Origin of the sequence: Legionella dresdenensis (assembly GCF_042649825.1) — a bacterium.
Taxonomy (GTDB): Bacteria; Pseudomonadota; Gammaproteobacteria; order Legionellales; family Legionellaceae; genus Legionella_C; species Legionella_C dresdenensis.
In genome coordinates, this window is the sequence record NZ_JBHSAB010000020.1 from 17,482 (window position 1) to 41,028 (window position 23,547).

Below are 23,547 nucleotides of genomic sequence, written 5' to 3' on the forward strand. Positions count from 1 at the left end.
AATGTTTCACTCGCAATTGGTTTGTGTACAAATATACATGAACAGTATAGCAAAAAAATATTGGGTTATCAGCCGATTTGTGGTGCAGTTTGTAGCCTTGCGCAGCCCACCCACTATCATTAAGTTAAGAAAATATGTCATCCCCGCGCAGGCGGGGATCCATCCATCAAACAAGGTAAGGAGCCAACTTGAAAAATGGATTCCCGCCTTCGCGGGAATGACAGTATCCTTGACCCTTTTAATCCATAGGATTTTTATAATTATCCGCGACTGATTCGAACTTTTTATTTTTCATGGAATCAAAGCTGAACTCATCGACCTGAATCGCATCCCAGCGCGCACGCTCCATTGCAACCAGACTATCCATCTCGGTCTGGGTCAAATCGCCTTTTTCAACCCGCTCGGCAAGCTTTTTCTTGAAGGCACCAAATGAATAACGCTTCAGATCCGCGACCTTACTAATTAATTCATCATTTTTGATCATTTCCTGCAGAGCATATTCCATTTTATCCACTGACTGCGCGGGGTTATTGCTTAAATAAATCCATTTTTTCAGACCAGCGCGGTATTGATTATTACTCGTCATTAATTTTGCCAGTTTGTTATCCATGCGGTCACAGGGATAACACATAGTTTGTCCGAGGGGGAAAGCGATTAAGCGAGCCAATAGGCCAATAATCCGTGAGGGGAAGTTATTGCAGAAACGGATTAGGGATTGCTGGGCATGGTAAAAACAGTATGCGACAGCCCATTTGGCATGAGCCTTCTGATCGGCATGACAGTCGTTTTGCTGATAAAGGCGTAAGGCTGCCATTGCCATATACAGATAAGACATACCATCAGCCAGCCGTGCCGACAGGCGTTCTTTACGTTTCAAATCGCCGCCAAGATAAACCAGGGCTAAATCTGCTAACCACGCATAAGCATGACTTAAGCGGGCAAGCCGTTGATAATCGCGCTTTAAATCGTTATCCGGTGCACTGATAAACACACCGCCAGTCCAACCAGAGCAAATTGTTTTAGCAAAATTTTGCATGAAATAGTAAATGTGTTTCCAGAGCACGTCGCCAAATGCTTTTTTATCCTGTCTCGAAACGGCGTAAAACTCTTCGCGGATAAAAGGATGACATGCCATCGACCCCTGACCGAAAATCAGCAGGTTACGCGACATAATATTAGCCCCTTCTACCGTAATGGAAATCGGCACCCCCATATAATGACCGGTTAAATAATTACGCGGACCGACAACTACGGCACGGCCTGCATGAATATCCATGGCATTATTTACCGCTTTGCGGGCAAGTTCGGTATTAAAATATTTGGTGATTGCTGACGCAACAGACGGTTTTTTATGTTGATTAACCGCGGCCACTGTCAATAAACGGGTGGCATTAACCAGATAATTATAACCACCAATTTCGGCAAGCTTCTCTTCTATCCCTTCAAACTGGCCAATTTCAACGCTAAATTGTTTCCGTACTCGTGCAAATGCACTGGAAGTTAAATAAGCAATCGATGATGAAGCGGCACCTAAAGCCGGTAAGGAAATTGAGCGGCCGATTGATAAGCACTCGACCAGCATTTGCCAGCCGCGGCCAGCATTTTTCTGACCGCCGATAATCGAATCCAGAGGAACAAAAATGTTTTCGCCGCGGATTGTTCCGTTCATAAAGGGTTGATCCGCCGGCAGATGGCGGTTACCGATTTCCAGATTTTCAGTGGTTCGAGGAATTAATACGCAGGTAATTCCTTCCTGGCCAGTGCCATTCAGCAACCCGTCCGGATCTCGTAAATTAACCGCCAATCCGATTAAGGTAGCAACTGGCGCAAGCGTAATCCAGCGTTTGTTCAGGTTATTGATAGTCAGCCCGACGACTTCTTTACCATCCACTGTTTTTTTAGTCACAATTGCCTGCGACTGGATTGACGTCGCATCACTACCGGCACCCGGTTCTGTCAGTGCGAAACAGGGTATATCAATGCCTTTAGCCAAATTAGGCAGGTACTTCGCTTTTTGCTCATCAGTACCATAATAATGCAGCAATTCGCCTGGGCCTAATGAATTGGGAACCATAACGGTAACCGCCGCAACCCCTGAGCGAGTGGCAATTTTCATCACGACATCAGAGTGCGCACGGGCGGAAAACCCTTTGCCGCCAAACTCTTTGGAAATAACCAGTCCGAAAAAACCATTTTCTTTGAGGTATTTCCAGACTTTCTGCGGTAAATCGCGCTCAAGGCTGATATCCCATTCATCGAGCATATCGCACAGGGCCTGAACTTCGTTATCCAGAAATGATTGTTCCTCAGGCGTTAGTTCGGTTGATATGGCCGCCAGCTTGTTCCAATCAGGATTACCCGTAAAAATATCCTGTTCAATCCAGGTATCGCCAGCATTCAGCGCCTCTTCCTCGGTTTTTGACAATTTGGGAACTGCTTTATCAGCGTGTTTATAGATCACATCAGTAATTCTTTCACGGACAGGTTGCGCATGTACCAAAACCGCCGCAGCGATAATTGCAAGCCAAACCAGAATTCCAGCTATGACAGGCATACCAATAACGAAAGTCGCGATGATAAGGTACACGCCACTGCCAATCTCCCAAACCGGCGATTTAATCCCGCGAGCAAGCACGACCAGTGTGAAAATGAGATAAATAAGAAACAGAATTATTGCCATTGCAGCCCTTCCTTTGCCTTTAGCCTGTTAAATTGATTATTAAATCAGTAGTATATACTCAATAAACTTGAAAATGCTATTTTTAGTAATGTCGCCATGAGAATGCTGGGCTTCACAGACCAGCCCGCTCCTTTGGTTTTAGAGGGTAAGGACCCAAATAGATGAATAAACGTTTGATATGGAATTTCGAAATAGACGGCAAGCGTGCTTTGAAACTGCCGAAACAGACTGATGATGCCGATGACAATATCCGTTGGGAGATACGCTATTTCTGGCCGGAGCAGGCAATCATCACCATTCACAACCTGGATAAAAGTTTTCTCGAACTGGCAAATTATCAGATTAAACAACGGCAGGATGTTTATTATCTGATGCCAGATAAGGAATATAATATTAAATTCAGGCGACAGGAATTATTGTATAAACCCTTGGTCAGCGAACATAACGGCTGCCAGGGCTTTGCCAGAAAAATCAGTCTGGCTGATTGCACTGAAAACGATATATTACCCGGCACAGGACATTTGACTGCGCTGGAGTTTTCCGAGCAGATAAGAAGTCAGAGCACTAAAATTCATGTAGATAAAGAAGCGTTTATCTACAAGTTTGCCACAGCACCATCAATCAAGCTTGAATTAGCTCGCTTTCACACCGCCGGCAAAACTTTTTTCAGCGTGTGCATTGAAGGGCGAAGTCAAAAACTGGTTGAACAGGTTGCAAGCAATCTCATTAAAGATAAATCACCTTGTGGTTATGTTCCTTTTTTAAAGCAGACTATCAATCATGATTAATAATTTACTTCAGGTGATTTACAGTTTCGGTAAAATTGGAACCATTTCGCTCGGCGGCGGTAACTCGATGCTGAAACTGATCGAATATGAAGCGGTTAATTACCGTCATTGGGTCGGACAGGAAGAATTTATTCAGATGGTCGGCTCAACGTTTCTGTTTCCCGGGTTAACCGCAGTCAAGCTTGCGGCCCTTATCGGTTATAAAGCAGCAGGTATTATCGGGCTACTCATGGCGGTACTGTGTTTAAATTTGCCGGGATTAATGCTGGCAATCGCCGGTTATCGTCTGTTAACGGCCTATAATACGCCTTTTGCCCATAAAATTATGGTTGCAGTTCAATATGGCGCTCTGGCATTATTAGCAGCTGCCTGCTATTCAGTAGGTCAGGGGATCGTAAGCTCATATTGGTCTATCCCGGTTGTTCTGGCGACCATTGTCTTTTTTATGGCACTGGTTTATATCGATTTGTCGCCATTTTGGGGCTTTATCGGCTTTATAGGTATTTGTTTTTTTATGGTGAGATGACGGAGACGGTATGGATACTGCCTTAACAGATGATCTGGACAATCCGGAATACTATATAAACCGGGAATTTACCTCCCTGGCTTTTAATGAACGGGTTTTGCAACTGGCTACCGATGAGCGTATCCCTCTGCTGGAGAGGATGCGTTTTTTGTGTATCTGCAGCGGCAACCTTGATGAGTTCTTCGAGATCCGGGTGGCCGGTTTAAAGGAAAAAATAGCTCTGGCTTCTTACAAAGCCAATATCGATGGCTTACGGGCGGAAGAAATTTTCAGCCAGCTCAGTAAGAAAGTTCATCAGCTTACTGATGATATTTATCAGATTTTTAACGACAAGCTGCTTCCAGCCTTGCGGGCTGAAAACATTCATTTACTGGAACCCGAACGCTGGACGGATGATATCCGCTTATGGGTGAAACATTATTTTAAAAATGAAATTGTACCGATTATAAGCCCTATCGCACTCGATCTGGCCCACCCCTTCCCGCGCCTGTTTAATAAAAGCCTCAATTTTATTATTTCGCTGCGTGGTAAGGATGCTTTTGACCGTAACATTGATTACGCCGTAGTGCATGCGCCACGGTCGATTCCGCGCCTTATTCCACTGCCTTCTGAATTATGCGAGGATGGCGGCAGTTATTCCGTCTACTTATCTTCTATTATCCAGGCCCATGTTCATAGCCTGTTTCCAGGCATGGAAATCACCGGTTGCTACCCTTTCCGACTGACGCGAAACAGTGATCTGTTTCTACGGGAAGAGGAAATTGATGATTTGGCAGTTGCGGTACAGCGCGAATTGTTTTCCCGTCATTATGGTCATGTAGTAAGGCTTGAAATTGACAAAAGTTGCCCTGAACCCATTGTTGATTTCCTATTGCAAAAACATCACTTACACCATGAAGATGCTTATTATTGCGACGGGCCGGTGAATCTGCGCCGATATTATAATGCTTTTAACCGAATTGACAGGCCTGATTTGGATTATCCGCCTCTCAATGTGCAATACCCCGAAGCTGTGCATATGCGCCGCAATGTCTTTGCCGTTCTGGATGAGCGGGATATTTTATTGCATCACCCCTATCAGAGTTATGAAGTAGTCATTGATTTTGTTCGTCAGGCCGCCAGTGATCCCAATGTACTGGCAATCAAGCAGACCTTGTATCGTACTCACTCTGAGTCCGTCATGGTTAAAGCCCTGGTTGAAGCCGCCCGTTCAGGAAAAGAAGTGACAGCGGTTGTTGAGCTACGCGCCCGCTTTGATGAGGAATCCAATCTGAAACTGGCTAATCGGCTTCATGAAGGCGGCGTATTAGTACTTTACGGCGTCATGGGTTATAAAACCCATGCCAAAATGACGATGGTTGTCCGCCGTTCACATGGCAAACTCAAGCGTTATGTTCATCTTGGCACTGGTAATTATCACGAACAGACTGCAAAGCGTTATACCGATTTTGGCCTGTTAACCTGTGAACCCAATATTACCAATGACGTTCAGATTATCTTCCAGCAGCTTACCGGGCTTGGTAAAACAGTCAAGTTAAAAGAGCTTTGCCATTCGCCATTTACGTTGCAAAAACACCTGCTAAACCACATTGAAGAATGTATTAACTGCGCACGACAAGGGAAGGAAGCCGAGATCAATATTAAAGTGAACGGTCTCACTGACAAGTTAATGATTAAGGCGCTGTATCAGGCTTCTCAGGCAGGAGTTAAAATAAATCTGATTGTCCGTAGCCTCTGCTGTTTGAGGCCCGGAATTCCTGGAGTTTCTGATAATATCCGCGTGATCTCGGTTCTGGGCCGTTTTCTTGAGCATCATCGGGTTTATTATTTTCAGGCTGATGGGAAAGAATATTATTATTGTGCCAGTGCAGATTTAATGGAACGCAATCTTTATAACCGGATTGAAATATTGTTTCCAATTCTCGATGATGATTGCCGTTGGCGGATTAAGAACGAGATCTTTAAAAATTATTTGCGTGATAATAGCAACTCCTGGGAAATGCAGCCTGATGGCAGTTATAAACATTCTGCCAATGGTAATCATAGCGCGCAGGAGCGGTTGATTGAGCTTTATTCGAGGAATGTGGAGTAAGAAGTGTTGGGCTTTACAGTCCAACCTACATTATTTTATAACAGGGTTTTGCTTTTTTTGCCGGCTTCTTCCCTAGCCAGGCGGGGAACGAGGTAGCCGGGCAGGCGTTGTTGTAATTCATTGTGGATTGACTGCGCGGTTTCGGTTGGTAAATCAAAATGGGCAGCGCCTGTCACTTTGTCCAGTACATGCAGGTAATAAGGTAAAACACCACAGTCAAAAAGCGCCCTGCTTAAGTCAGCCAGCGTATCTGGACAATCATTGATATTCTTTAGTAATACCGATTGATTTAACAGGGTACAACCGGCAGCGCGTAATCTGTCGCACGTCTGTTTTACTGAGTGATCAATTTCCTGGGCATGGTTGCAATGCAAAACTATCACTTTCTGCAAAGGAATATTTGACAGCAGCGCAATTAACTCCGCATTGATACGCTCTGGCAGTACCACTGGGATTCGGGTATGAATCCGTAATGTTTTCAGATGAGGAATAGCGGCCAGCCGGGAAATTAATCGCTCAAGAATTGCATCCGAAGCTAACAGCGGATCACCGCCGCTAAAAATAACTTCATGAATATCGCTATGCTGGCTGATATATTCTATTGCCTGTTGCCAGCCTTCCCGGCCAGGATTATTTTCCTGATAAGGGAAATGGCGGCGGAAACAATAGCGGCAATTCACAGCGCAAGCACCTGTTACCGTTAACAGCAGCCGGCCATTGTATTTATGTAATAAACCCGGTATCGCATTACTGCTGCGTTCATCAAGCGGGTCCTGATTATAACCGTCGCTTTCGACTAATTCATTGTCAGTTGCAAGCACCTGAAGCAATAAGGGGTCGTGTGGATTGCCAGGCATCATACGCCGGGCAAAGCCGCGCGGAACCCGGGTTTTAAATTGCTGTTCTGCGTCCTGGCTGCCTAATTGCTCGGGCAGATTCAGAAACTGTAATAATTGTCGTGTATTGGCAAAGCCCTGTGCCAGAATTTTTTGCCAACTCACTTCGGAATCTCGCATTAATTGTACATAATTGGTAAACTGCGGGAACTCTAACTAAATTACAATAAAATCTCAACTGGAGAAGTAATGGCGGTCTATAATAGTAATGATTTAAAACCTGGTTTAAAGATAATGGTTGATGATGCGCCTTGCACCATCGTTGAATCAGATTTCGTCAAACCTGGTAAAGGACAGGCGTTTACCCGTATTAAAATTCGCAACCTGAAAACAGGTCGTGTTGTTGAACGTACCTACAAATCAAACGAAACAGCTAATTCTGCTGACGTTGCTGATATGGAAATGCAATATCTGTATAACGATGGCGAACACTGGCATTTCATGGTTCCTGATAATTTTGAGCAATACGCCATAAGCACCGAAACATTAGCTGATGCGGCGCAATGGCTGAAAGAGCAGGATGTTTGCGTGGTTACGCTGTGGAATAATGAGCCAATTCAAGTTCTGCCGCCAAATTTCGTTATCCTGGAAATTGTGGAAACTGATCCTGGCGTGCGCGGCGATACCTCTGGCGGCGGCGGCAAGCCAGCCCGTCTGGAAACCGGCGCGGTTGTTCGTGTTCCGTTATTTGTTCAAACTGGCGAATTGATTAAAGTGGATACCCGGAAAGGCGAATATGTGTCCCGGGCGAAAGAGTAAATTATAAAAAATAATGTAGCCTGGGTGCAGGTCCTAAGGACCGGAACCCGGGTTTAACTATACAAGCCTTCCTTCGAGACGGGGCTATCGCCCCTCCTCAGGCCGAACGGCATTGCAATTAAGTTAAGAAATTTGTCATCCTCGCGAAGGCGGGGATCCATCCATCAAACAAGGTAAGGAGCCAACTTGAGAAATGGATTCCCGCCTTCGCGGGAATGACAGAATCCTTAACTCAGGCCGAACGGATCTCGGTAATAACCGTCAATTCATTTACCCGCTTCTACCTGCGCTACTACATAAGACAATATCTGAGCAGCAATATTATCCCCTGTCGCCAACTCCATTCCCTTAAAACCTGGCGACGAATTCGCTTCGCAGACAATAAAGCCATCAGGGCCAAATAATAAATCAATTCCGGCGATTTCAAGACCTACTGTTTTGCTGCATGTTAACGCTAAATGCTCAATTTCACTGTTTAACGGAAAGGCGCTGACATCACCGCCCAATGAATAATTTGCTTTGAAGCTGTGGTGGGCTGTGCGCTGCATACAGCCAATAACGCGCTCACCAAGTACAAAAACCCGTAAATCACGCCCATAACTGCTGGCTATAAATTGCTGGGCAATATAGGTCTGGTTAGGCTGCGGCCCTAATAAACCCAGCAAATCGATAAAACTATTTACACTTTCACACAAACAAACACCATTCCCTTTCGCACCTGCAATCGCCTTCATTACAATAGGGAAACCGAGCTCCTGCTCGACTAACGCGGCTGAGACTGGAAAATTTAACAGCATGGTTTTAGGTATTGGCAACCCATTTTTCATCATCAATTGGCCAGTCAACAGTTTGTCTTTTACATTTTCAATCGATTCAGGCGTATTAGCGCAATAAACACCGGATAACTCAAATTGCCGCAGTAAAGCCAAGGCCTGATAAGTTGTGTCGGCTCCGGTGCGGGGAATAATAAAATCGGGAGCTTTTATCTGTTTTCCATTCAATAAAATCCGCGGCTCTTTGGCTGAGATAATCAATTCCAGGCTGGCGGGATTAATCACGCTCAGATCGATAGCCAATTTTTTGCTTTCAGCAACCAAACGATTCACGCCATGATCGGCATCCGTTAACTCTTTTTGCCCACGTTTATAAAAAATCCAACCTTTCATCCTGATTCCTTAAAAACCAGTCGTTGCTTCACATATTAAACACATGGTATAATTTGTGGACAATAACCGCACTTAGAATTTTATTATGCCTATTTTATCAGCGTCAGAAATCTTACAAGGCGATCAAGCCTTTTCCAGAGAAAGTTATCATGATGCCTTGGGCCATTATGCAGATGCGATTAATAAAACTAATCAAATATATAGTGACCCTTCCGATCCTGCAAGTCCAACATCTGATGAGTATTATGATCAATATATTTATATCGACAACCGCATACTTTTTACTTACGCTGAATTAATTCGACAGGCAGACCCCAAACTGGCCTCGGATTTATATAACAACATGGCAAAAGCTCATAGGCGGCTTGAGGTAGTGCAGCGCAAATTTAAATTTTCCAAAAAGACCGTATCTACTCCTGAAATGCTTCAGGAAACTTATCTTGCGCTTGCAGCATCATGCAGTAAGCTTGCTAAAAAACTATTAAGGAGTCTGCCAAAAGACCCTACACCTGATATGTTGAATGAAATTGCAAAATGGCTAAGCTCAGCGATTATATTCCAGGATAAGGGAGAGGCAACTATCGAAACTCGTTGGCGTTCTCATTTCGTATCCCTTCTGAAATTCATCCTGCCCAGAATTCCAGAGGAAAGTCTTGATGCGTATTTTAAAGCATGTGTTGCCTTAAAACTTGGAACCTCTGAGCCAGCCCTGTTTTTTGAAATATGTTATTATCAATTACAAGCTGGGGTGCAATTAAATGCATGGGAAGCTTATTATGAAGGTACGCACCTTATTGCTCAGCTTGGGAAAAAATCTGAAAGCTTGAAATTTATCAATGAATTTAAGCTGCTCTGTCAACAATGGAATTCGAAGCAACTTACCGCTGACCAACATGCCGACAACGAACGCATACGCTTAAAAAGGGAAAGCAGCAGGAAGAGCGCACGGATGCCAGCCCCCAGTATCCGTTACCCCCTTGTATTATTTAAAAAAGAAGCTCCAGGCGGCAGCGCTTCTGATTTATCTATTGATTCCTATTGTTCTGCTTTTACTACTGCATTTAATAGCCTGAAAACAATGAATAGCAATATTTACAGTACTATTTTTTATTTTTTAGCTAATTACTGCCTTGAAAGAAAAACGGATTTGGCTGAATTCCTGGGCATCACAGGGTTTTATGAGCGAGATACATTTATAATCACCCAAGACAAATTCATTATATCTGCTTATGATTTACTGGCAACTGCACTCAGGTTTGACCCCTCAAACGATGAAGCAAAACATCTCATAAGTGAAATACAAGAATCTCATCCAAGAACTATCGAAATGTTACTCTGGTACCGACACGATGATCCCCTCTCTCAAAATCAAACTTCTGATCAGGCTGAAAATTTCAAACATGCCTTAGACGACTTTTTTAATGAATTGGCAACGTATTTCAACGATTACTCAAACAAGCTCTCTGACGTGATTAAGTCTATTTTCAATCATGTTATGCTTTCTTGCCGGGAAAATCATGTGTTTGGAGAACAGACAGAAGAATTGGCTGCCCAAGTTACTAACCTTTTTTACCAGCAGGTTAGAGAAATGGAAGCAACCCTACTTCCACTACAAGCAATTAGTGAAACAGTATCAATGGCTTATTGACCTGACGAAAGTCCAAAAGTACAATTAACATACTCTTTTAATAGTGATTAAACTATGCCTAATACCCCGCCCCCCGTTAATACAAGTAATGACTCGTTGCCAGAAAAAACTACTGGCAATTTTCCAGGAAAACACCGATTAGATCAGGAAGAAATGCAGTATTTTCCGCTAAAAAAGCGTTTTTTTCGTAGTGCTCTGGCCGCACCCTCCGTTGATGATCATGCCGGTCCGATACCCGTTGCTGAATTAAAAGAGATTTCTCCCAGCACCTCTCCAGGGTCGCAACAGGCGGCCAGGATACTCTCTCCTGGAGAGTTTCTGGCAACAATACAACCTTGTCATAGCGTTGGACTATTCGGAACGCAGCCACAAGCAGCGTCCATAAAAAAACCGCTTCCAAATCTCAGCCTGAGAGCTTTTGAGCAGGCGGTTGACAAGCTGGTGGAAGAGCATTCAGGAACTGAACCGAAACCTGCGATCTTTATGTCGATATTATTACAGTGTTTTGCAGAGTTTTTTAGAACCCGGAAATGTTCGCCCAAAACTACTTTCAAATTATATTTTGAAGCTATGGAATTAGCTCCAGACAATCAGAGTTTGCGTACTCTCATGCAAAAGCTGATTGCAAGCAGACAGTATAGCCATGCATCTAATCTGGTTGAAAGAGCGAACAGTTTATTGGCGCTACGGCCAATGCCAGTTCCTAAAGATCGGGCATATTTTAAAAAATCATTGGATGACTTGTTAGCCAATGTAGAGAATCAGGCGGCAAGCAAAAATCAAACCATTGCGGCTTTTTTGATGGAGATGGCACAGTCATTGGATCAACGCAGCTATTTAAACAATAAAAATATTAAATTTACGCAATATTATAATGCAGAAATAATAGCACTAACTAATCAGGATGAGAGTACGGTCTGCACGTATCCTTAATTTGATAAAACGCAGGTGGTTACCACCTGCGTCCATCCCATCCGCGGCTGTAATATCCGCCGTAACCATAAAAACCACGATGACCATACCAGTAATTATTTCCCCAGCCGTAGCCAGTATAATAAGGGCGATAGCCATAATAGCCGACGGAGTACACATAATCATTGTTGTAGCCAGGATAATAAGTCGTAGTGGATACTGTCGTGCAACCAGACATTAAAACTAGCGGTGCTGACAGAGCTAACGTAAGAACCGTTCTTTTCATGAGCACACTTCCCTGCCAAGGTTTGGTTAATTTGAGTATAAGACAAGAATAAATATTTTTCAAAGTGGATTTATTTGAGGCAAACTGTGTTGATCAGGGTTTATGGTGATAGATAATTAATGTTACCCTCTCCCCAACCCTCTCCCGATACGGGAGAGGGAGCTTATTGTTCATTTCCAGCTATCGGAGAAGAGAATTATTGTTCCCTCTCCCGTATCGGGAGAGGGCCAGGGAGAGGGTAAACAAGATTAATCGCGGAAATTCTCGTATTGCAGTGGAATATCAAGCTCTGATTTCTTCAGTAAAGCAATCGCTTCCTGCAAATCATCGCGTTTTTTGCCGGTAACCCGGACTTTATCCCCTTGAATAGACGCCTGTACTTTCATTTTGCTGTCTTTAAGCAATTTTACAATGTCCTTGGCTTTGGGCTGATCGATGCCTTGTTTGAAAGTCATGGTTAAGCTGTACGTCTTGCCGCTATGAACCGGCTCATCTTCGATTTCAATGCCTGCTGCACTGACATTGCGTTTGCTTAAATGAGTGCGGACCAGATCTTCAAGTTGTCTGACCTGGAAATCTGATTCTGATTTTAGGGTAACGACCAGCTCTTTCAGTTCAATACTGGATTCAACACCACGAAAATCAAACCGGGTTCCCATTTCACGGGCGGCGTTATCAACAGCGTTTTTTAACTCAACTTCATTAATTTCGGAAACAATATCAAAAGAAGGCATAGTTCACCCATTTATTAATAAAAACGCTATTATAAACTGAATAACCAACAAGAAAACAGCAGCGAGGCGATATGACTCATGATATTGATGATGCGATTAAAATATGCCGTATTTATACGCCACCACCGCGAAAACAGGGGGTATGGATTTTAGTGGACAGGTTATGGCCGCGCGGGATTAAAAAAGAATCGGTTGCATTAGATTTATGGTTGAAGGAAATTGCACCGAGTACAGCGTTAAGGAAGTGGTTTCATGGTGATCCGGGCGTACGATGGGAGGAGTTTGTAAAAAAATATCTGGTTGAATTACGGGATAAGGGTGATTTAATTGAACAAATCCGGGATGCTGCGCTACATTCACCAGTGACCTTATTTTACGGCGCAAAAGATACGCAGCATAATCACGCCAGGATTGTAAAAGCGATTGTCCTTTCCTGGCCTGCTGAGCCGGATATTTAGGTTGGATCGCTTTTGTTGGTTGTGGCAGGATTTTCCTGTCGCCGGCGCTGAATTATCCAATTTGAAAGGTAATACATTACCACTAGAGGGAAAAAAGCTCTTTTGAGAAATCGCGATTTTAACAACGTAGAAAAAATTAAAGAGCTACCGCCTAATTGGACAAAAGAAAATAACATTTTGAATATTTGCTCAATTGGCGAGTATTTTTCACCTGATGCCGTTTTTGATAGCTGATTAAAGTTAGTAAAGTTCTGTTTTTTCGCAAAATTATAAAGCAAACTTGCCAACCAAAACCTCATTAATATATCCTCCGTTTTAAAGCAAAAAACCCCATATACAACTGATGAAAGGCGACATTATTATTTTAGCATTTAATTGATAAAAATGTGGGTAATTAAGGATATATTTTTATAACTGGAAGTGCAGCCGATTGTGATCGGGCGCAGGTTCATTGCCCTTAAAGGCAGTGTGAACCAGGTTGAGGAAATAATAGCTTTTCCTTTGCACGGTCAAGAAATCGAAAACCTCTGCAATAATCGCTAATAATGGCTCTTTCGTCACGGCAATAAGCTCTAATTGTTTTTTTGCGTCCATCAGTGCCTCTAAGCGTTCACTCGGGCTATAGCTGTTTTTGAGTTTATTGATTAACCCACTGCATAATCTTTTTCTTTTTTCTATTGCAGATATCCTGGGTATATTTATAAAAAAAAGCTGAGAATAAGCTTCCTCTTCCTGTTTTGCTAAATGTTCAGAATAAAGGTTTAATTGATCCAGCGTATCTTCGTAGCCAGAACTTTCCAACCATTCTTTAAAAGCTTTCACCTCAAACCGATCCTCTTTTACAGCAGCAAACTCGTGCTCAGTACATTTTAATTGATGATGTTCGAATCGGGTATAAATACTTCTGCGAAGCTTGTCAGTGTTGAACAAGTCTAAAATTTCCTGAAGCTTAGAAACGGAAGTAATAAATGACGCAAAGGGAACTGCTGCAAAAAAATGTTCATACAGCGGTGGCTGAATAAGTTGCAGGCATTGTTTAAATAATTCTTTTTCAGTTATAAGCGGACCAAATTTTGCCAGAAAATGATTTAAGACCTCAGGCGAAGTCTGCTTCAGCAGTTCGGGTATCATGGTTGATCTTTGCAGCGATGTATTTTCAGTGAAATACCAGGACAAAGGCGCCACTAATACTTGTTGAATTTGCGCCATTTTTTTCCATTCACCATAAGACTTTAGACATTCGCTAACAGGATGAACCAACCAGGAGGCATATTTTTTGGTAAATTTTTCTCCTACCGCGGGATCAAGTACGGCCAATAATACTGAGAATTTTTCAACAGTATCATAAGTGCTGAAAATCTCATCAAATTTTGCATCAATAATTGCTTGTTGTTTTTCGCTCGAGCATTTCGATAATAACTTATCGATTCCTGCCACATTAACTAATTCTCTTAATCGAGGTGAAACACGATTAAATGCACGTTCAAAAACGTCAGGATCGAATAAGAACAGAGCAAGGTCATTAAAACTATGAATATAGCAGAACAGGGAATCATAGAATGGATAAGGCCCCCCTTTATAGCTCAGCAGCACTCCAAGTAATCCACTATCATCACCATCTAGCTCAGGTTCACTCTCGGGATTGAGAGTTAAATTTTTATCCTTACTTAATCTAAATTTCTCCGGCGCAAAATGGCCATCTTTCTCAGTTGCTTCCTTGAGGGATAAAGAACCTCGAGTACGCATTGTTACCCCCGGCATTATCATCTGGCATACCGGTTGCCCAGGGTGGGCAATTACTTCGGCAATTTTAAGACATAGCTGATTAATGGGCAAAAATGGCTGACGAGTGTAGCAAAGATTGCTAATCAGCAACTTATTTCCTCGATTTCGAATAAGCGCCTCAATGATCTCATATAGTATATCAGGAGGATCCTCCTTTAAAGCGTTTATGAAGTCAGTTAAACAGATACTGATATATTTGGCCTCTTCCTGCATCATATCTATTATTCTTTTTTCAAGTTTTGGAGAATAAACAGCCGGTTCCTGCTGATAGTTCTGCAATAATTGCTGTAATTGTTTTTTGATAGTCATATTCTAATTGTAAAGAAAAAATGCATTCTTATTATAAAAATGTGATTTATGCAATCCATTGTTGCGCACACCTTTTCAAAGAAAACAATCGTAGCCTTGATGCAGCGCAGCGTAATCAAGGTTTGCCTGAGCATGTCATGGGGGAAACCGGGTGTTGGGCTTTACAGCCCCAACCTACGCTGATTAGCGTTTACGCTTTTGTTTAAAAGCGCTACTATTACGGAAATTTGCCTGGAGTCACTTTATGACTGTGTGTCCGTGTAATTCAACTTTGGATTATCTCGCTTGTTGTGGCCTGTATCACAGGCAGCAGGGTATTGCCCCAACGCCGGAAGCACTGATGCGTTCGCGTTATAGCGCTTATTCGATGGCGAATATTGAATATATTAAGCAAACCATGTCCGGTAAGCCGCTGCAGGGCTTTAATGATGTTGAGGCCGCGCGTTGGGCAAGTTCGGTAGTCTGGCTTGGGTTAGAGGTGGTTCAGGCTTATCAGGATAATGACACAACAGGCCGGGTGGAGTTTATTGCCCGTTATCTGGAGAACGATACGGTTAAAAGCATTCATGAAGTCAGTGATTTTCAAGGTATTAACGGTCGCTGGTATTATGTTGGCGGAGCGCATGTTCAGGAGCCGTCAATGAAAATTGCCCGTAATATGCCCTGCCCTTGCGGTAGTATGAAAAAATTTAAGAATTGCCATGCGGGCCGTCTGTCTATTTGACCAACTGGAAATAAAAGAACAGGATACTGGCTCCGGTCATCAAGATCCAAGTCAGGACGCCCAGGCTATTAGATAAAATACCATTGGTCTTTTTTCCCATAATTTTTTTATCGTTGGCCATCCACAGGATAATCAGCAATAAGGGTGGTGACGCGAGACCATTTGCAATCGCTGAAATAATAAGCGCCTTGATAGGATTCAAACCAATTAAATTCAAAAGCAAAGCCAGTAAAATGGAAAGGCCAATCAGGAAATAAAATAACTTTGCGTGTTTTAACTTCTTGTCCAAACCCTCGCTGCAGTCGAAGGTGCTACAAACCATATACGAAAGACAGCCTGCTAAAACAGGTATCGCTAAAAATCCGGTTCCCAAAATTCCTAATGAGAATAGAAGAAAAGCAAATTCACCTGCAAGCGGCTCCAGCGCTTTTGCCGCATCTTCTACGGTCAGAATTTGATGAATGCCATTTTTATACAACACGGTTCCCGTGGTTAAAATAATAAAATACATCACCAGATTTGAACTAAACATACCAACAGCAACATCTTGTACCATTTTGGTAAAATGTTTGCCGGTTAATTTTGTTTTTTTATGCTTCGCGTCCTCTACTGCCATTGTGGTTTGCCAAAAGAAAAGATATGGGGATATCGTCGTGCCCAAAATGGCAATGAACATTCCAACATATTCATAGGTAAAAATAAATCCGGGAGTAAAAGACGATTTTAAAATAGCCGGCAGATCCTGTTTACAAAGGAAGGGAATAATTAAATAGAGTAGTAACGACAAGCATAAATATTTTAGAAACGACACCATTTGCCTATACGAGAGTACAATGATGTAAAACAACATAAATATACACATGACCAGAGAGGCAATAAAGATAGGGATTGCAGGAACAAGAAGATGGATTACCGCCCCCATACTGGCAATATCAGCACTGATGTTAAACACTATGGTCGGAACCATTAGCAAAAGAATGGTATATATAATAAAGGGCGAATAATGGCGTTTAATATTGCTTATTAAGCCTTGGGAACTAGCCAGGCCTATTCTCGCGCACATCTCCTGAACGGCGAGCATTAATGGAAAGGTAAGAAACGCCGTCCATAACAGTCCTAAGCCAAATTGAGCGCCTGCTTGCGAATAAGTCGCGATTCCTGAAGGGTCATCATCACTGGCGCCGGTAATTAATCCGGGCCCCAGTTTTGCGAAAAAATTTTTTATCGATCCCTTTTTCTTCATTAGATTTTTGCCTGTTTATCCCTATGATTTCCGCCAATCTCTTTTTTATATTAAAATTCTTTTTATAAAGGTGTCAATTATACATTTTTTGTAAGAAGAACTATGAAACTAGCCGAATCCGTAATTAAATATTTAACCGAAAACCAATTGACCCTGGTTACTGCCGAGTCGTGTACTGCGGGTCAAATTCTGGCTTTATTGGGAAAATATGATGGCTGCGGCCAATGCCTGGACTTAGGGTATGTTGTTTATTCCTGTGAATCCAAAAAAAGGGTTTTAAAAGTCAAACAGGAAACAATAGATTGCTTCACCCTGACCAGTGAAGAAGTAGCGCATGAAATGGCCATGGGCGCCTTATCGAGGAGCCAGGCTAATCTGGCGATCGCAACCACAGGCATCACGGGCTCTGAACCAATGGACGGGATTGAACCAGGGACAGTGTGTTTTGCCTGGGGTTATCAGCAAGGCAAAAAAATTATTATTCGGAAGGAAACCCGGCTGTTTAAAGGTTCAAGAAAACAAATGCAACATCGGGCGGCATGCTATGCCTTGAAGCAACTCATCCTGTTTCACAAGGCCATTGCTTCACCCCATTGACAACCCTTTTTAATTCATGCTAACAATCTATGGCTTACTAACGTAAATAATGGACTATTTATGACAATGATGAAACGCTTAAGTGCAGAGTTTTTAGGAACTTTCTGGTTAGTCTTCGGTGGGTGCGGCAGCGCTGTGTTAACAGCTACTTTTCCTAATACCGGGATTGGTATTTTAGGTGTTGCGCTTGCATTCGGTTTAACGCTTGTAACAATGATTTATGCTTACGGTTATCAATCTGGCGGCCATTTCAATCCAGCGGTATCCGTGGGGCTTTTTGCTGCTGGCCGATTTGGCGCGAAAGATCTGATTCCCTATATTATAGTTCAAGTCATCGCCGGCATTGCTGCAGCGATGTTATTGTATTTTATCGCCAGCGGCAAAGCGGGTTTTAGTGTGGCTGACGGATTTGCAGCAAATGGTTATGGCGAACATTCTCCCGGTAAATATTCAATGATAAGCTGTTTAGTTGCCGAAATACTCATGACGTTCATGTTCTTAATGATTATTTTAGGCACAACCAGCGAACGCGCTTCTGCCGGTTTTGCGCCATTAGCGATTGGTTTGGCACTGACTTTAATCCATTTAATCAGTATTCCTATCACTAACACTTCGGTAAATCCGGCACGAAGCACGGGCCCGGCTTTAATGGTTGGTGACTGGGCTGTGGCACAATTATGGATGTTCTGGTTGGCTCCGATTGCAGGCGCATTGCTTGCCGGTTGGGTTTACCGGATAGGTAGTTGCTGTGAGCATTCTGAGGCTTGTGTGAAGAAATAATTCCAGGATGTTTATCTTGTAGCCGTGGTGAAACGTAGTGAAACCCAGGCTACGGTCCATTGCTATTAAGTAAGGATTCTGATGAATGGATCCCCGCCTTCGCGGGGATAACACACATTGTGGAGCAGGATAAACATTATGGACAAGCATCATATTGTTGTACTCAATTCCGGCTCTTCAAGCATTAAATTCGCTATTTATGGATTAAGTCCTTCTTTACCTAAATTATTTTATGGCGCGGTTGAAAATCTCCGTGAAGAACCGGTGCTTAAATTATTTGATCAAACGCACCAATTGATAAAAAAAGAGCGTTTCGCCAAAGAGCGGGATTATCACTACTTTTATGAATTATTATTTTCAACGCTGAAAACCAATCCGTTTGGATTCAAAATTATTGCTATAGGCCATCGGATTGTGCATGGCGGACGGGAGTTTGATGCGCCTGTTTTAATTTCCGACGAAATAATTAACAAATTAAAAAAACTGATACCTTTCGCTCCACTGCATCAACCATACAACCTCGAGGCGGTTGAATGTGTCAGCAAACTCTATCCTGAATTGCTGCAAATCGCATGCTTTGATACCTCATTTCATACCACCCATCCTGCGCTAGCGGATTTATTCGGTCTTCCCAGAAGATATTTTGACGCGGGGGTAAAACGTTATGGTTTCCATGGGCTGTCCTATGAATTTATCATGCATCAATTGCATACCATTAATCCGCAAAAACATTTAGATCGCGTCATTATCGCGCACTTGGGTAATGGCGCCAGCATGTGTGCCGTCAGCCAAGGGAAAGCGGTGGATAGTACTATGGGATTCACCGCTTTAGATGGACTGGTTATGGGCACTCGCTGCGGCAATCTGGATCCGGGCGTTATTCTTTATCTTTTACAATCTGAAAAAATGCCGCCTGAAAAAATCCAGAGTTTACTGTATAAAGAATCAGGCTTATTGGGCGTTTCCGGCGTTACCTATAACATGCAGGAATTGCTTGCAGATAATAAACCCCATGCCAAAGAGGCGATTGATTTATTTGTCTATCGGATCCGAAGAGAGCTTGGTGCGCTGACTGCGGTGCTTGGAGGGCTGGATGTATTGGTTTTCACGGGCGGTATTGGAGAAAATGCCTGGCAAATCCGTCAGGCGGTCTGTCAGAATAATGACTGGCTGGGAATAAAAATCGATGCGGATTTAAACCAGGCCAATCAATTAATGATTAACTCAACCGAAAGTATGGTCGATATTTATGCCATGCCCACTGATGAGGAATGGATTATTGCCAGTCATTGCCGTCATCTTATTCAAGGATTATAACCATGGACAATACGTTACTCGCAGGGAAAAAAGCGTTGGTGATTGGCATTGCCAATGACAGCTCTATTGCGTTTGGTTGCGCTCAGGCACTAAAAAAGGCTGGCGCTGATCTGGCCATCACGTATTTAAATGAGAAAGCCAGGCCATATGTCGACAAAATTGCCGCCGACTTCAAACCAGCGATTTATTGTCAGTGCGATGTCACCCAAGAACATGATTTGGAGAATTTATTTGCCCGGATCGAAAAGCAATGGGGACACATTGATATCGTTATCCATTCGATTGCTTATGCTCCGAAACAGGATTTGCAAAAACCAGTCTATGAATGTTCTAAAGAAGGATTTCTTCTGGCAATGGATATTTCCTGCTATTCATTTATCCGGATGGCTAACCTGGCAAAACCGTTAATGAAACAGGGCGGATCTTTATTTGCGATGTCATTTTATGGCGCTGAAAAGGTCGTTGAAAACTATAATCTTATGGGTCCGGTTAAGGCCGCTTTAGAAGCTTCTGTACGCTATATGGCAATGGAATTAGGGCCGCAGCAAATTCGGGTAATTGCCCTTTCTCCCGGACCATTAAAAACACGTGCTGCATCGGGTCTTGATAAATTTGATGACTTAATCCGGCTGGCCAAAGAAAAATCGCCGTTGAGATCATTGGTTGATATTGGCGACGTGGGGGCAATGGTGGCTTTTCTTGCTAGTCCATATGCCAAAAATATTACCGGCGATACCATTTATATTGATAGCGGTTATCATATTATTGATTAAAAGATTGCTTATTTAATACGGTATAAAATGCAATAAAAGGCTGGCACTAGAAACATCGTCAGAATTGTTCCTACTGTCAAACCAAACATAATAGTGACAGCCAGCGAAACCCAAAAGACATCTTGCAACAATGGAATAACACCTAATATCGTTGTTACCGCGGCGTTCACTACCGGCGATAATCGGCTTAAACCGGCTGAAATAACGGCATCATAGGGTTTCATCCCGTTGGCGAGATTCAAATTCACCTGGTCGAGCAAAACCACTGAGTTTTTAATCATCATCCCGGACAAGCTCATTGCGCCGAGCAAGGCAATAAAGCCAAAAGGTACGCCGGTAATGAGCAAACCAAAAGTGATGCCAATCATGGCAAAAGGGATCACCGCAACTATGATCAAGGGCGGTCGATAGGCGTTAAACAGCATCACAATTATCAGCAGCATAATAATCACTGCCGGAAACAGACCGGGTTTTAACGCATCGGCGGATTCTTTGCTGCTTTTGTATTCACCATCCCAGGTCAAGGTATAGCCCGGCGGTAATTTAATTTTTTCAAATTCCGGCAAAATGCTGTCGCGCAAGGTATTTGCAGTCACCTGATAAGGGGAGCACTGCACGGTAATCGCCCGCTTACGATCCCAGCGCCAGATAATGGGGTCTGTCCACTTAAGATCTATAGCGCTGACTATCTGTGACACAGGCACGGTTTTAGTATTTAACTGGGAATTAATCTGCAAGAAAGGCAAATCAACGGCGGCGGTTTTCTGTTCCTCTATCGGCTGGCGCAAGATAATCGGGATCAGGCTATCTTGCTCACGGTACAACCCTACCGGCACGCCATCACTGGCTCGCTGCAAGGTTTGTGCTAAATCCAGCCGTGAAATACCAGCCCAGCGAGCACGCTCCTGCTGATAATCCGGAACAATCTGCAAAACAGGTTCCCGCCAATCAGTACGAATATCAATCGCATGAGGATTTGCCCGCAAGATAGCGACCGCCTGATCGGCCAGATTACGTAAAACCGCAGGGCTTGCATTTGCAGGGCCGCTGAAGCGGGCGGCAATTTTCCAGTTATTAAAAGCGCCTACCGCATATTTTCTGACCCTGACCATAGATTGAGGATAGTTTTCATTATTCCAGGCCGGCAAATTCGCAACCAAGTCATCGACATCCTGTAAACTTTTCATATTCACAATCAATTGTGCATACGAAGAATAAGGAAACTCGGATTCCACTGGCAGATAAAATCGAGGCGGGCCTTGGCCAATGAAGGCGCTGACACTGGCAACACCGGGCTCACGCAGCAATTTTTGCTCAAGCTTTTCAAGGTCTTTGGACACCACTTGAATTTGCGTTCCTTCCGGCGCCCAATAATCAATCATCACTTGCAATCGGGATGAATCCGGAAAATACATAATGGGTACAAAGCGAAAGCCAATAATGGCGAGGACCAGCAAACCGCACATACCCAGTGTAAACAGCATCCGATAACGCACGGCCTTTTCTAACAGAAACTTATATCGTTGGTAAAACCGGCTGGTATAGACTTCATCCTGACTGACCTGTTTGGGCGTGGGCATAAATAAAATACATAACAGCGGCGTTGCTGTCTGTGAAAGCACCCAACTTAAAAGAAGTGAAACAGCAATGACAGTAAATAAACTACCAGCATACTCACCCGTATCATACGTTGAGGCAAAGATTGGGAAAAAAGCCATGGCTGCAACCACAGTTGCGCCTAACAATGGCCATGCTGATATTTTTGCCGCTTCCACGGCCGCCTTTTCGCGTGGAACGCCTTGCTGTAACCGATTAATGAAACCATCAACCACCACTATAGCATTATCAACCATCATCCCCATGGCAATAATTAAAGCGCCTAAAGAAACACGCTGCAGATCAATATGCAGCAATTGCATAATAATAAATGTACCTAATATCGCGAGAATAAGCCCGGAAACGCCAATGATCATGCCAGCTCTTACTCCCATAGTAAACGCAAGCACCACCAGCACAATCACGACTGCTTCAATTAAATTAATCAAAAATGCATCAATGGATTCCGCGACAATATCCGATTGCCAGGAAATTTTATGAATCTCGATTCCTCGGAGTAGCGTTGCCTGCAATTCTTCGAGACGGTTATCAACTTCCTGCCCCACTTGCACCGCATTCACTCCGGGCAGCGGCGCTAATGCAATACCAATGGCCGGCAATCCGGAATAACGCATTAATTGCTCAGGCGGATCAAGATAGCCTTCTTTCACATCAGCAAAATCACGAATTCGGATAATTTCTTCGCTTTTTTGCGGTATATTAAGTTGTAATTGCGGAATAATTGCCAACTCGCCAATAGCATCGGCTTTATTAAACTCACCGGTTGGAGCAATTCGCATCCGTTGTGATTGGTAATTCACATGCCCGGCATTCACCACTTGATTTTGCAGTTTCAGCGTTCGTTCGATATCGGCAATACTGACTTCCAGCTGCGAAAACTGCGTATTGGAAATATTCAGATAAATTCTTTTTTGCTGCACGCCCCATAAGTCAACTCGAGCAACACCCGGCACGATACTAAGCTCTTTTTGAATTTCCTTGGTATAATTTTCAAGTTCGGCATAACTGAAACCATCCGAGGTGATAGCGAGAAGAAAGCCAAAGACATAACCATAATCATCACCCACCACAGGAAGATCGGCGCCAGGCGGTAAACTGGCTTCAGCATCGTGCACTTTCTTGCGCAAGATATCCCAGACTTGAGGTAACCGGTCAGACCAGTATTCATTCTTAATATTGACTTTAATAATGGAGAGTCCAGGTCTGGAAATGGAGGAGATATCTTTTACCTCAGACATTTCCTGTATTTTTTTCTCCAGACGATCGGTCACTTCCAATTCGACTTGTTCGGCACTGGCTCCGGGGTAATGAGTAGTAATCGTTGCCGTTTTAACCGTAAACTCGGGATCTTCCAGACGCCCTAGTTTGAAAAAGCAAAACGAACCTGCAACGATCAACAACAGTAAAATAAATGAGGTGACTGTTTTATTTTCAATCGCGTAATCTGCCAGAGCCAT

Annotated in this window: 20 protein-coding genes; 12 read left to right on the forward strand and 8 right to left on the reverse strand. The window is 43.3% G+C overall.

Annotated elements, in window-relative coordinates; translation table 11 throughout:
* Nucleotides 1-238 precede the first annotated feature (238 nt).
* On the reverse strand, nt 239-2,680 hold the full coding sequence (locus ACFORL_RS08440; RefSeq protein WP_382343005.1) for an acyl-CoA dehydrogenase: 2,442 nt from the start codon (nt 2,678-2,680) through the stop codon (nt 239-241).
* 161 nt (nt 2,681-2,841) lie between these two features.
* Here ACFORL_RS08440 and ACFORL_RS08445 point away from each other — a divergent pair, with 161 nt between their 5' ends.
* From ACFORL_RS08445 to ppk1, 3 genes are read left to right on the forward strand one after another with little or no spacing between them, the layout of a single operon-like run.
* Entirely contained in the window at nt 2,842-3,468 is a 627-nt protein-coding gene (locus ACFORL_RS08445; RefSeq protein WP_382343007.1) for a hypothetical protein, read from the forward strand.
* Complete coding sequence (locus ACFORL_RS08450) at nt 3,461-3,994, forward strand: chromate transporter (protein WP_382343009.1); 534 nt, start codon at nt 3,461-3,463, stop codon at nt 3,992-3,994. Before ACFORL_RS08445 ends, ACFORL_RS08450 begins: the two co-directional genes overlap by 8 nt.
* A 10-nt stretch (nt 3,995-4,004) precedes the next feature.
* Nucleotides 4,005-6,086 (forward strand): polyphosphate kinase 1, encoded by a 2,082-nt coding sequence (gene ppk1 / locus ACFORL_RS08455; protein ID WP_382343011.1) that lies wholly within the window; start codon nt 4,005-4,007, stop codon nt 6,084-6,086.
* Nucleotides 6,087-6,121: 35 nt separating this feature from the next.
* On the opposite strand, the gene epmB is transcribed toward ppk1, so the two are convergent.
* Complete coding sequence (epmB, locus tag ACFORL_RS08460) at nt 6,122-7,102, reverse strand: EF-P beta-lysylation protein EpmB (RefSeq protein ID WP_382343013.1); 981 nt, start codon at nt 7,100-7,102, stop codon at nt 6,122-6,124.
* Between the two features lie 69 nt (nt 7,103-7,171).
* Here epmB and efp point away from each other — a divergent pair, with 69 nt between their 5' ends.
* The gene (gene efp, locus ACFORL_RS08465; protein WP_382343015.1) at nt 7,172-7,741 is read left to right on the forward strand and encodes an elongation factor P; all 570 of its coding nucleotides are present in this window, start codon (nt 7,172-7,174) and stop codon (nt 7,739-7,741) included.
* A 266-nt stretch (nt 7,742-8,007) separates the two neighbouring features.
* On the opposite strand, the gene ACFORL_RS08470 is transcribed toward efp, so the two are convergent.
* Nucleotides 8,008-8,907, reverse strand: coding sequence for an ATP-grasp domain-containing protein (locus ACFORL_RS08470; RefSeq protein WP_382343017.1), 900 nt, complete (start codon nt 8,905-8,907; stop codon nt 8,008-8,010).
* Nucleotides 8,908-8,992: 85 nt separating this feature from the next.
* On the opposite strand from ACFORL_RS08470, the gene ACFORL_RS08475 reads away from it, so the two are divergent.
* The gene (locus tag ACFORL_RS08475; protein ID WP_382343019.1) at nt 8,993-10,555 is read left to right on the forward strand and encodes a hypothetical protein; all 1,563 of its coding nucleotides are present in this window, start codon (nt 8,993-8,995) and stop codon (nt 10,553-10,555) included.
* A gap of 54 nt (nt 10,556-10,609) precedes the next feature.
* Nucleotides 10,610-11,488, forward strand: coding sequence for a hypothetical protein (locus tag ACFORL_RS08480; RefSeq protein WP_382343021.1), 879 nt, complete (start codon nt 10,610-10,612; stop codon nt 11,486-11,488).
* Between the two features lie 19 nt (nt 11,489-11,507).
* On the opposite strand, the gene ACFORL_RS08485 is transcribed toward ACFORL_RS08480, so the two are convergent.
* Together ACFORL_RS08485 and ACFORL_RS08490 are read right to left on the reverse strand one after the other, a co-directional pair.
* A complete protein-coding gene (locus ACFORL_RS08485) occupies nt 11,508-11,705 on the reverse strand; it encodes a hypothetical protein (protein WP_382343023.1) in 198 nt (65 codons plus the stop codon).
* A gap of 296 nt (nt 11,706-12,001) precedes the next feature.
* Nucleotides 12,002-12,487, reverse strand: a complete 486-nt coding sequence (locus tag ACFORL_RS08490) for a YajQ family cyclic di-GMP-binding protein (protein ID WP_382343025.1) — start codon at nt 12,485-12,487, stop codon at nt 12,002-12,004.
* 71 nt (nt 12,488-12,558) lie between these two features.
* Between ACFORL_RS08490 and ACFORL_RS08495 the strand changes: the two genes are divergently transcribed.
* Nucleotides 12,559-12,945, forward strand: coding sequence for a DUF488 domain-containing protein (locus tag ACFORL_RS08495; RefSeq protein WP_382343027.1), 387 nt, complete (start codon nt 12,559-12,561; stop codon nt 12,943-12,945).
* 408 nt (nt 12,946-13,353) lie between these two features.
* Here ACFORL_RS08495 and ACFORL_RS08500 read toward each other — a convergent pair whose 3' ends face one another.
* Nucleotides 13,354-15,039 carry a hypothetical protein gene (locus ACFORL_RS08500; protein WP_382343029.1) on the reverse strand — a complete coding sequence of 562 codons (1,686 nt, stop codon included), beginning with the start codon at nt 15,037-15,039 and terminating at the stop codon, nt 13,354-13,356.
* A gap of 244 nt (nt 15,040-15,283) precedes the next feature.
* Between ACFORL_RS08500 and ACFORL_RS08505 the strand changes: the two genes are divergently transcribed.
* Entirely contained in the window at nt 15,284-15,763 is a 480-nt protein-coding gene (locus ACFORL_RS08505; RefSeq protein WP_382343031.1) for a YchJ family protein, read from the forward strand.
* On the opposite strand, the gene ACFORL_RS08510 is transcribed toward ACFORL_RS08505, so the two are convergent.
* Entirely contained in the window at nt 15,756-17,006 is a 1,251-nt protein-coding gene (locus ACFORL_RS08510; protein ID WP_382343032.1) for an NRAMP family divalent metal transporter, read from the reverse strand. The genes ACFORL_RS08505 and ACFORL_RS08510 overlap by 8 nt on opposite strands.
* A gap of 102 nt (nt 17,007-17,108) precedes the next feature.
* Between ACFORL_RS08510 and ACFORL_RS08515 the strand changes: the two genes are divergently transcribed.
* From ACFORL_RS08515 to fabI, 4 genes are all read left to right on the forward strand, one after another.
* Nucleotides 17,109-17,603, forward strand: a complete 495-nt coding sequence (locus ACFORL_RS08515) for a CinA family protein (RefSeq protein WP_382343034.1) — start codon at nt 17,109-17,111, stop codon at nt 17,601-17,603.
* A gap of 60 nt (nt 17,604-17,663) precedes the next feature.
* Nucleotides 17,664-18,383, forward strand: a complete 720-nt coding sequence (gene aqpZ / locus ACFORL_RS08520) for an aquaporin Z (protein ID WP_382343036.1) — start codon at nt 17,664-17,666, stop codon at nt 18,381-18,383.
* Between the two features lie 138 nt (nt 18,384-18,521).
* Nucleotides 18,522-19,700: an acetate/propionate family kinase gene (locus tag ACFORL_RS08525; protein ID WP_382343037.1), complete on the forward strand. Its 1,179-nt coding sequence runs from the start codon at nt 18,522-18,524 to the stop codon at nt 19,698-19,700.
* A 2-nt stretch (nt 19,701-19,702) separates the two neighbouring features.
* Entirely contained in the window at nt 19,703-20,473 is a 771-nt protein-coding gene (gene fabI, locus ACFORL_RS08530) for an enoyl-ACP reductase FabI (RefSeq protein WP_382343038.1), read from the forward strand.
* Between the two features lie 8 nt (nt 20,474-20,481).
* On the opposite strand, the gene ACFORL_RS08535 is transcribed toward fabI, so the two are convergent.
* Nucleotides 20,482-23,547: an efflux RND transporter permease subunit gene (locus tag ACFORL_RS08535; RefSeq protein WP_382343040.1), complete on the reverse strand. Its 3,066-nt coding sequence runs from the start codon at nt 23,545-23,547 to the stop codon at nt 20,482-20,484.

Coding starts and splice junctions, on each gene's coding strand:
- ACFORL_RS08440 (WP_382343005.1), bottom strand. CDS start 2,680: ATGGCAATAATTCTGTTTCTTATTTATCTCATTTTCACACTGGTCGTG.
- ACFORL_RS08445 (WP_382343007.1), top strand. CDS start 2,842: ATGAATAAACGTTTGATATGGAATTTCGAAATAGACGGCAAGCGTGCT.
- ACFORL_RS08450 (WP_382343009.1), top strand. CDS start 3,461: ATGATTAATAATTTACTTCAGGTGATTTACAGTTTCGGTAAAATTGGA.
- ppk1 (WP_382343011.1), top strand. CDS start 4,005: ATGGATACTGCCTTAACAGATGATCTGGACAATCCGGAATACTATATA.
- epmB (WP_382343013.1), bottom strand. CDS start 7,102: ATGCGAGATTCCGAAGTGAGTTGGCAAAAAATTCTGGCACAGGGCTTT.
- efp (WP_382343015.1), top strand. CDS start 7,172: ATGGCGGTCTATAATAGTAATGATTTAAAACCTGGTTTAAAGATAATG.
- ACFORL_RS08470 (WP_382343017.1), bottom strand. CDS start 8,907: ATGAAAGGTTGGATTTTTTATAAACGTGGGCAAAAAGAGTTAACGGAT.
- ACFORL_RS08475 (WP_382343019.1), top strand. CDS start 8,993: ATGCCTATTTTATCAGCGTCAGAAATCTTACAAGGCGATCAAGCCTTT.
- ACFORL_RS08480 (WP_382343021.1), top strand. CDS start 10,610: ATGCCTAATACCCCGCCCCCCGTTAATACAAGTAATGACTCGTTGCCA.
- ACFORL_RS08485 (WP_382343023.1), bottom strand. CDS start 11,705: ATGTCTGGTTGCACGACAGTATCCACTACGACTTATTATCCTGGCTAC.
- ACFORL_RS08490 (WP_382343025.1), bottom strand. CDS start 12,487: ATGCCTTCTTTTGATATTGTTTCCGAAATTAATGAAGTTGAGTTAAAA.
- ACFORL_RS08495 (WP_382343027.1), top strand. CDS start 12,559: ATGACTCATGATATTGATGATGCGATTAAAATATGCCGTATTTATACG.
- ACFORL_RS08500 (WP_382343029.1), bottom strand. CDS start 15,039: ATGACTATCAAAAAACAATTACAGCAATTATTGCAGAACTATCAGCAG.
- ACFORL_RS08505 (WP_382343031.1), top strand. CDS start 15,284: ATGACTGTGTGTCCGTGTAATTCAACTTTGGATTATCTCGCTTGTTGT.
- ACFORL_RS08510 (WP_382343032.1), bottom strand. CDS start 17,006: ATGAAGAAAAAGGGATCGATAAAAAATTTTTTCGCAAAACTGGGGCCC.
- ACFORL_RS08515 (WP_382343034.1), top strand. CDS start 17,109: ATGAAACTAGCCGAATCCGTAATTAAATATTTAACCGAAAACCAATTG.
- aqpZ (WP_382343036.1), top strand. CDS start 17,664: ATGACAATGATGAAACGCTTAAGTGCAGAGTTTTTAGGAACTTTCTGG.
- ACFORL_RS08525 (WP_382343037.1), top strand. CDS start 18,522: ATGGACAAGCATCATATTGTTGTACTCAATTCCGGCTCTTCAAGCATT.
- fabI (WP_382343038.1), top strand. CDS start 19,703: ATGGACAATACGTTACTCGCAGGGAAAAAAGCGTTGGTGATTGGCATT.
- ACFORL_RS08535 (WP_382343040.1), bottom strand. CDS start 23,547: ATGGCTCTGGCAGATTACGCGATTGAAAATAAAACAGTCACCTCATTT.